This window comes from Lysinibacillus sp. fls2-241-R2A-57, from assembly GCF_030209535.1.
GTDB lineage: Bacteria > Bacillota > Bacilli > Bacillales_A > Planococcaceae > Lysinibacillus.
Genome location: NZ_JARVRU010000172.1, coordinates 1 through 8,987 on the forward strand (window position 1 = coordinate 1; position 8,987 = coordinate 8,987).

Consider the following 8,987-nt stretch of genomic DNA (forward strand, 5'->3'; position numbering starts at 1 on the left):
TTGTTGATGTTCTCTTTGTACTCACCATCAGAACAAACTGCCAATTTTTCAATACTGACATCAATGCCTAAACTCTCGCCTGTCAAATCAAATGGCTCAAATTCTTGCTCATAGCCAATGGATAAGAACCAATTTCGTCCGTCAAATGAAATGCGTGGATTCGAATATTTATGACCTTTTTTAAGCTTAGGAAGTGCATTGCAAGTTTTTACAATACCAATCTTTTCACCTCTAAAACCTTCACTTGTTCGTTTTAAACTTTCATAATTTACATAAAAACTAACTTTACTTCTTCGTCTGCTTTTGAACCTTGGCTTTCCAGTAATGCCTTCGAACCAACGCTTTCTAGCAATATCGGCATCTTTCACCGCTTGTTTCATCACATTGCTTCCGACTTCCTTTAGCCATTTATGCGTTGTTGGTTTCAGTTCATTATTAATTTTCTTACGAATTTCTCCTTCTTTGACTGTACGCTTCTCGTCGTTATAAATACGTTCGCTTTCAGCCAAGAAATAATTGTAAGCCCATCTCGCAGTCCCCACAGACTTCCAAAACAAAACCTCTTGTTCTTTAGTTGGTTTTAGTCTTATCTTTGTCGCCAGGATCATTGTATTTCACCTCGTCAATCAATCGTTTAGTTTTCTTCGACCGTTGAACGTATAATCTATTGGCAAAGACAGCATTTACACCAACACGTTTAGCAAATTTTCAATGGACATTAATTCCATGTGTACCACCTCTCTTTCGCTATTTTAACAGCATATTACCATATCTAGAGAGGTGCGTTAACATTTCCTAAATTTGTATTTATTTTTCTTGTTCGCACGAAGGCGCAACCCTTCATGCAGTCTTTCTCTCACGAGTAGACCTCTTATGCTTTCACATAAGCGCAGACTATATCTTCATCTTATCTTCCTGATAAGAGCCACATTTTTCTTCCGCCATTCGCTTGTGGTTTTACTCTCCCTCAAGGAGATAGTCGTTGAACGTCTTCCTTGTCTCATTAGAGATTTAGGACTTTCGCTGCTAAACATCCATTGCTAAAGCACTTAGCGCCACCGTTTTCCGTTGTCACGATGATCCTTTACGGACACTGAGTGATTTTTTTCAGCTTATGCCATCCTTGTTGTTTTTTCTGCTTTCGCACCGTTACGTCTGCCGTTTCCAGCTCCGCGTTGGTCACAAGGCTTTAGGAGTTAAAAGCAATTAACGTGGAGTTCGCACCAATCGCTTGATACGAAGGGTATTCTGTTATAAATCTATGCTTCTATACAGACTTGTATAGTTTTGTCTGAATTTATCGTAACAGTTTAGTTACCCAATGAACATGAGTAGTGAGGACCGTAATAGGTAAAGAGGTTAGTTGATTACAAATCCTTTCGATATTATCGATTCCTAAACCAGTATCAATTAAAACAGCTTTATCTGTCCCGATAAGTAAAAATGAATGGACTTTTTCCCAATGCCCATACTCGCTTATTGCAAACGTTTCTTCATTAATTTCTTCTACTGTAAACCAAGAATCTACTATATTAATCATTAAAAATACGCCCCCTTAAATTAATTAATCAAATTTTAACTTCGAAAACATCTGTTGTTGCTGTCGCTACGCTTTCGCACAAAAAACATCTGTTGCTGCCGCTTCGCTTTCGCACAAAAAACATCTGTTGGCCAAAATCTCCGGTGGATGTTACGGATCCGGAAAGGAGTTTTTTGTGCAAGCACAATGCCGATTCCAGACGCAATTATGCTGAGGCATAAGTGATTATGTTGCTATTATTCGAATTTTTATCATATTTTTCCTTTAATTCTACATATATTATTTATAAAGTTAATTATTTTTTTAGAAAAAATATATTAATTGTAATCAAGAAGTACGTAAGTGGTTAGAAAAAAGATATCCCAAAATTACTTTTTCAGTGTAGCGATAATGATTTTAAGTTTTTAACGCTTTAAATGAGAAAACTATATATTGAAAATAAAAATAACTAAAATGGGGATTTTTGTATAATGATGAAAAATGATGATTTTTAACTGTTATATAGAATTAATCGAGAAATTTAAGTGTATTTATTAGAAATGAAAAATATTATTTATAAAAAAATATTATATTTAGATAACAAAAATCGAAGAGTGTAGTTAAAGGGTTAAAAAAGAAACAAACAATTAAGTAAAGAAATAATTAAGCTAATAAGATTATTTGATTAAGATGTATGGGATTTATTTATTTGTATATTTACAATATTTCAAAAAATGTACTTGATTTAATGTATTATTTCCATATAAAATAATATTACGATTAATTTTCAGACAATTCTATCATCTATTTTGGTTGGCTGAAAAAGTAAAAAAATTATTAAGGCGTTTACAAATGTAAATGGAGGTGTAAACGAATATTTCAATAAATATAATTCTGAAATAAATTTGAAACCGTAAGTATAATCATTTTTCAGAATATTGAATATGGAGGAGAGATTGTTTGAATACAGCAAATGACCTATTAACAATTAGAAATCTAACTACAAGTTTCCGAATTAAAGAAACTTACCACGCTGCTGTAGAGGATGTCTCGCTTTCGCTTAAAAAGAATGAAGTATTAGCAATCGTTGGGGAATCTGGTTGTGGTAAAAGTACATTAGCAACTACTATTGTAGGCTTGCACAATGAAATTAACACAAAGGTAACAGGTGACATTCTTTATAATAATCAAAATTTAACGCAACTAAATGAGCAGAAATTCAATAGTTTACGTGGTAATGATATTGGTTTTATCTTCCAAGATCCACTTTCCGCTCTTAATCCGTTAATGCGGATAGGAGAACAGATTGCAGAGGGGCTAGTGTATCATACAAAACTCTCAAAGCAACAACGTGAGGAGAGAGTAATAGAATTATTGAATCAAGTAGGTATTTCTAATCCGGAGCGTGTGGCAAGACAATTCCCTCATCAATTGTCTGGAGGAATGCGTCAACGCGTCATGATTGCCATTGCATTGTCGTGTAAACCATCCATTTTAATAGCAGATGAACCGACAACTGCTCTAGATGTGACTATTCAAGCTCAAATACTTGATCTATTAAAAGCACTACAGTCAGAAACCGAAACAGGTATTATCTTAATTACCCATGATTTAGGCGTTGTGGCAGAAATGGCTGATCGAGTTGCAGTGATGTATGCAGGTGAAGTAGTAGAAGAAGCACCTGTTCAGGAATTATTTAATAATGCTAAACATCCTTATACTCGTTCTCTATTGAATTCTATCCCACAAACACATAGTGAAAATGAGAGACTTGAAGTTATTCAAGGTATGGTGCCATCTCTGAAGAATTTACCTCGGGAAGGCTGCCGATTTTCAGCACGAATACCGTGGATAGATGCATCTGCACATGAAAGAAAACCACAATTACATGAAATTGCACCAGGTCATTTTGTTAGATGTACCTGCTGGAAACACTTTCATTTAGAAGGTGAAGAAGGAGGCGGGGCTGTATGAGCTTTATGCAAATTAACGATTTAAACGTTCATTACCCAATTCGAGGGGGCTTTTTTAATACAGTAATCGATAAGGTATATGCGGTTGATGGCGTCACAATGGAATTTGAAAAAGGAAAAACATATGGGTTAGTAGGAGAATCAGGGTCTGGAAAATCCACGACAGGAAAGGCCATTATTGGTTTAGAAAAAATCACGTCAGGTCAAATTTTCTATGAAGGTGAGGATGTTACAAACCAGCGTAGAAATCGTAATTCAGCTTATAACAAAGATATTCAAATGATTTTCCAAGATTCTCATTCAAGTATGAATCCTAGAAAACGGGTATTAGACATTTTAGCTGAGCCTATCCGGAATTTTATGAAGCTTAGTGATCAAGAGGAGCGTAAGCGCATAAAAGAGTTACTAGCCATTGTAGGTATGTCTGAAGATGTATTGTTAAAATATCCGCATGAATTTTCTGGTGGTCAAAAGCAACGTCTTGGAATAGCGCGAGCTGTTGCTTGTAATCCCAAAATGATTATTGCTGATGAACCTGTATCTGCACTAGATTTATCCGTACAAGCACAGGTGCTAAACTTTATGAAAGATATTCAAAATGAGTATGGGCTTACTTATTTATTTATTTCACATGATTTAGGTGTTGTAAAACATATGTGCGATCATATATCCATTATGTATAAAGGACGCTTCGTAGAAACGGGTACGAGACATGATATATATAGGGATCCACAACATATTTATACAAAACGTCTTTTATCTGCCATTCCAAATATTGAGCCAGAGACACGCTTGGAACGGAAATTAATTCGACAAAAAGTAGAAGAGAATTATCAGAAAGAGCAGCATCAATATTATGATGAGAATGGAAAAGTATACCCGCTAAAATCCATTTCAGAAACACATATGGTTGCGATGGCAGGGGGGATATAAAATGTGGAAAACGATTGTTAGACGAACACTTTTGATGATTCCTCAAATGTTTGTGCTAAGCCTAATTATCTTTATTTTGGCGAAGCAAATGCCGGGTGATCCATTTACAGGATTGATTACACCTGAAACAGACCCTGCACGTATCGAAGAATTGAGAATTCAGGCAGGATATTATGACCCATGGTATGTGCAATATTACCATTGGATAACTAACGCCTTGCAAGGAGATTTTGGACAAAGCTATACATATAAAATTGCGGTGTCCACACTGATTGGTGAGCGCGCATTAAATACATTTTGGCTCGCTCTACTAAGTGCGATTCTCGTTTATGCGATTGCTATTCCATTAGGAATGATTGCGGGGCGCAGGCAAGATACATTGCTTGATAAGTCGATTACCCTTTATAGCTTTATAAGCTACGCGATACCGACTTTTGTCTTGGGTTTAATTTTCTTATATATTTTCGGTTATCGTTTAGCGTGGTTCCCGACGAGTGGGACAGTTGATGTAGGTGTAGAACCGGGAACGCTGGAATATTATTGGAATCGCATTTATCATTTAATTTTACCTGCGATGACATATGCAATTTTAGGTACGACAACGATTATTCAATATTTGCGTTCAGAAATTATCGATGCTAAGACACAGGATTACGTAAAAACAGCACGTAGTAAAGGTGTACCGATGAAAAGAATCTATAGAAGACATATTTTCCGCAATTCCTTATTGCCGATTGCAGCCTTTCTAGGTTTTACAATTACGGGCTTATTAGGTGGTTCAATTTTCATAGAAACAATTTTTGGCTTCCCAGGTATGGGGCAATTATTCATCAATTCTATAACGAGTCGCGATTATAGTGTGATTACAGCTCTCGTTATGCTTTATGGCTTCTTAGCATTATTAGGTAGTCTACTGTCAGATATTATTATGAGCATTGTTGATCCACGTATCCGCATAGACTAACTGCTAAATTTAATGTTTAAGGAGAGGTGAATAGGAATGGAACAAAAAAATGACACAATGACAGTTGAAAGTACTCCACCAACAGGGATACAAGTTGTAATACGTGAATTTCGAAAAGATAAGCTAGCGTTATTTTCATTTATCGGTATAAATTTACTGATTATTACGATATTAATTATGGCAATGATTTTGGACCAAGATGAAATTTTAAAAATCAAATTGTTAGAGCGCTATACAGAGCCAGGTGTAAATGGTTATTTCCTTGGGGCTGATGAGGCTGGGCGCGATATGCTAGGGCAGCTTATTATCGGTGCGAAAAACTCCATTTTAATTGCGATTGCTATTACGCTTATTGCTAATACAATAGGGATTGCACTCGGTATTATAATGGGCTACTATGGCGGCTTTATTGATAATTTATTTATGCGTATCATCGATTTTCTCATGACATTACCAACGTTAATGATTATAATCGTGATAGTTACAATTATTCCTAAATATGGTGTTTTTGAGTTGATTTTAATATTAAGTGCCTTCCAATGGATAGGGACAGCACGGTTAGTCCGTAGTAAAGCCTTATCAGAAGGACGCCGTGATTATGTGAATGCCTCTAAAACAATGGGAACTAGTGATTTTGCCATTATGTTTAAGGGGATATTACCAAATTTAAGTTCGTTGCTAATTGTGGAGTTAACATTAAATTTTGCAGGGAATGTTGGTATTGAAACAGGTCTATCATTTTTAGGCTTTGGTTTACCACCATCTACACCTAGCTTAGGAACTCTTGTAAGCTACGCAACGAATCCGATTGTACTATCTACAAAGTGGTGGGTGTGGTTGCCCGCATCAATATTAATTCTAATCTTGATGCTTGGTATAAATTATGTCGGTCAAGCACTTCGTCGTGCAGCTGACGTAAAACAAAGAATGGGATAAAAGGGGAGGATTTAAGATGAAAAAAAATTGGTTATTACTATCCGTTATTTTTGCAGTGATGTTTGTATTAGCAGCCTGCAATAATGCTGATAAAGATTCGGCTAAAACGGATGATGGCAACAAAGACAAACCGTCACAAACAAAAGTGGAAACAAATGCGCTTCCTGTGGACGTAACAAATGAAGGAGATGTTATTAAAGGCGGTACTTTAAAGGTAGCGCTTGTAACGGATACTCCTTTTAAAGGAGTTTTCATTCAGGAATTATCAGATGATGCTTACGATAGCAAAATCATGGAATACGCATCAAACACACTTTTTGAATTGGATGGAGATTTCCAAGTAAAAGATACAGGTATTGCAAAATTAGAGGTCGATAAGGATAATAAGAAAGCAAAGATTACCATTCAAGGGGATGTTAAATGGTCTGATGGTACACCATTAACGGCTGATGACTTAATTTATCCTTACGAAATTATTGGTCATCCGGATTACGACGGCGTACGCTATGATGACGATTTCCAAAATATTGTTGGAGCACAAGAATATCATGATGGAAAGGCAAAAACAATTTCTGGTATTAAAAAAATTGACGAAAAATCAATTGAAATTACATTGAAGAAAGTGTCACCAGCTATTTATTCAATTGGGGATGGATTATGGGGTTATGCAGCACCAAAGCATCAGCTAGAGTCAATCCCTGTTAAAGACGCCCTAATTGCTTCAGATGCAGTTCGTAAAAATCCTGTAACACTTGGCGCATTTAAATTTGACAAAATTGTAAATGGAGAGTCTGTTCAGCTTGTAGCGAATGAACATTATTACAAAGGCAAGCCAAAGTTAGATAAAGTAGTTATCGAAGTTGTTCCTTCAACTTCAATTAGTGAAGCTATGAAAACTGGGAAATATGATATTGCACATCAATACCCAACAAATCAATATGATGGTATAAAAGATCTGTCTAATATATCAACTTTAAGTCGACCTGAGTTGTCATACTCTTATGTAGGCTTTAAATTAGGGAAATACGATAAAGCGAGCAGTAAAAATATTTTTGATGAGAAGTCAAAAATGAATGATGTAAATTTACGTCAAGCGATTGGGTATGCGATGGATATTGAATCTGTTACAGAAAAATTCTATCAAGGTCTACGTGTAAGGGCAAATTCATTAATTCCACCAGTGTTTGCGTCTTACTATGATGATACGTTAGAGGGCTATCACTATGATCCTGAAAAAGCTAAAGAATTACTTGATAAAGCTGGGTATAAGGATAAAGATGGAGACGGATTCCGTGAAGATAAAGACGGGAAAAAATTCACTATTCGTTTAGCAGCAATGTCTGGTTCAGATACAGATGAAGCAATTGCTGAATACTATCGCCAAAATTGGAAGGATGTTGGGTTAAATGTAGAATTAACTACTGGCCGTCTGATTGAATTCAACAGCTTCTATGATAAAGTACAGGCTGATGATCCAGAAATCGATATGTTTATGGCTGCATGGAAAACAGGTACAAACCCATCACCAGCAGGCTTATATAGTGAGGGTGCAGAATTTAACTTTAGTCGTTATGTTACTGCCGATTTAACAAAAATGTTAGCAGATATTGATTCGGAAAAGGCAATGGATCCAAAATTCCGATCAGAAGCATTCCGTACATGGCAAGTATATATGAGCGAACAGGCAACGACAATTCCAATGTACTTCCGTACGGAAATCATTCCAGTAAACAAACGCGTGAAAAATTACGATGCATCTCATGAGAATGGTACTATGGAAAATCTTCAAACAATAGAATTAGTAGCTGATCAACCATTAAAATAGTTTAAAATCAAAAAAAACAGCTTTTCTTCTCACAAGAAAAGCTGTTTTTTAAAATAATATTTCCAACTCAAGTATTGTTTTGAAAAACTAAATCAACATATTATTTATATCTGATAAATCACTACCGTCGCAAAAATTTTAACTGAATTTTCTGTTTTTTGTTTTTATCTTTTTAGAATAAAAACGAAGACACTTGAGCAGAGGGTAGTAAACATCCATTTTTTTACTATATCCTTTGACGAGGGCGACAGAAATGTGAAAACCTTTATGGAATCGCTTTTCCTTCGATTTTTCGAATCCAAATATGTGCGGGTTTCCATGGGGCGGCTTTTAACCACCGACTAATTTGTAAATACGTTCGTGTACTACTCGTATCCAGCTGAGCTATCACATTTAAGCAGTAGACAATCATGGCGATGTACACTTGGTTATGCACAGCTTGCTCGCTTTACGCGTAAAATTTCTTGATGTTCAAGTGCTGCTTCATCCATTTGAAAAATAACTCAATTGCCCAGCGCGATTTATACAGCTCCGCAATTTCGTCAGCGCTTATATCAAAACGATTGGTAATGAGATGTAACTCATTACCTTTCGTATCCAATACTTTAATAAGACGGAACAGATTTTCAGCACGATTTTGCGTCGTGCCAATCACAATCATTTCATCGGATAACACTTTAGAATCTGTAGGCAGCTCAATTGGCTCAAGTACACGTATTACCGCATTTTTACGTAGACGTGAGACAAAGAAGAATCCATCATCTGTCATACGATCGAAGCGCTCATAATCCAAGTAACCACGGTCAAAGACGTACATGCATTCTTTGTCATCGACCA

At 35.9% G+C, this 8,987-nt stretch carries 6 protein-coding genes and 2 pseudogenes; 5 read left to right on the top strand and 3 right to left on the bottom strand.

Going from position 1 to position 8,987, the window contains the following annotated elements:
- Both QRN68_RS22410 and QRN68_RS22415 read right to left on the bottom strand, forming a co-directional pair.
- On the bottom strand, positions 1 to 608 hold a 608-nt coding region (locus QRN68_RS22410; RefSeq protein ID WP_285399315.1), incomplete at its 3' end, for an RNA-guided endonuclease InsQ/TnpB family protein.
- A gap of 710 nt (positions 609 to 1,318) precedes the next feature.
- Positions 1,319 to 1,540 (bottom strand): annotated as a pseudogene (locus QRN68_RS22415) (MBL fold metallo-hydrolase); the annotation flags it as partial.
- Between the two features lie 939 nt (positions 1,541 to 2,479).
- Here QRN68_RS22415 and QRN68_RS22420 point away from each other — a divergent pair.
- From QRN68_RS22420 to QRN68_RS22440, 5 genes are read left to right on the top strand one after another with little or no spacing between them, the layout of a single operon-like run.
- Positions 2,480 to 3,493, top strand: a complete 1,014-nt coding sequence (locus tag QRN68_RS22420) for an ABC transporter ATP-binding protein (RefSeq protein WP_285399316.1) — start codon at positions 2,480 to 2,482, stop codon at positions 3,491 to 3,493.
- On the top strand, positions 3,490 to 4,425 hold the full coding sequence (locus tag QRN68_RS22425) for an ATP-binding cassette domain-containing protein (protein WP_285399317.1): 936 nt from the start codon (positions 3,490 to 3,492) through the stop codon (positions 4,423 to 4,425). The genes QRN68_RS22420 and QRN68_RS22425 overlap by 4 nt, the downstream gene beginning before the upstream one ends.
- A gap of 1 nt (position 4,426) precedes the next feature.
- Positions 4,427 to 5,389 carry an oligopeptide ABC transporter permease gene (gene opp4B, locus QRN68_RS22430; RefSeq protein WP_285399318.1) on the top strand — a complete coding sequence of 321 codons (963 nt, stop codon included), beginning with the start codon at positions 4,427 to 4,429 and terminating at the stop codon, positions 5,387 to 5,389.
- Between the two features lie 36 nt (positions 5,390 to 5,425).
- Positions 5,426 to 6,325 carry an ABC transporter permease gene (locus QRN68_RS22435; protein ID WP_285399319.1) on the top strand — a complete coding sequence of 300 codons (900 nt, stop codon included), beginning with the start codon at positions 5,426 to 5,428 and terminating at the stop codon, positions 6,323 to 6,325.
- A 16-nt stretch (positions 6,326 to 6,341) separates the two neighbouring features.
- A complete protein-coding gene (locus QRN68_RS22440; RefSeq protein WP_285399320.1) occupies positions 6,342 to 8,150 on the top strand; it encodes an oligopeptide ABC transporter substrate-binding protein in 1,809 nt (602 codons plus the stop codon).
- 265 nt (positions 8,151 to 8,415) lie between these two features.
- Here QRN68_RS22440 and QRN68_RS22445 read toward each other — a convergent pair.
- A pseudogene (locus QRN68_RS22445) lies at positions 8,416 to 8,987 on the bottom strand (IS4 family transposase); the annotation flags it as partial.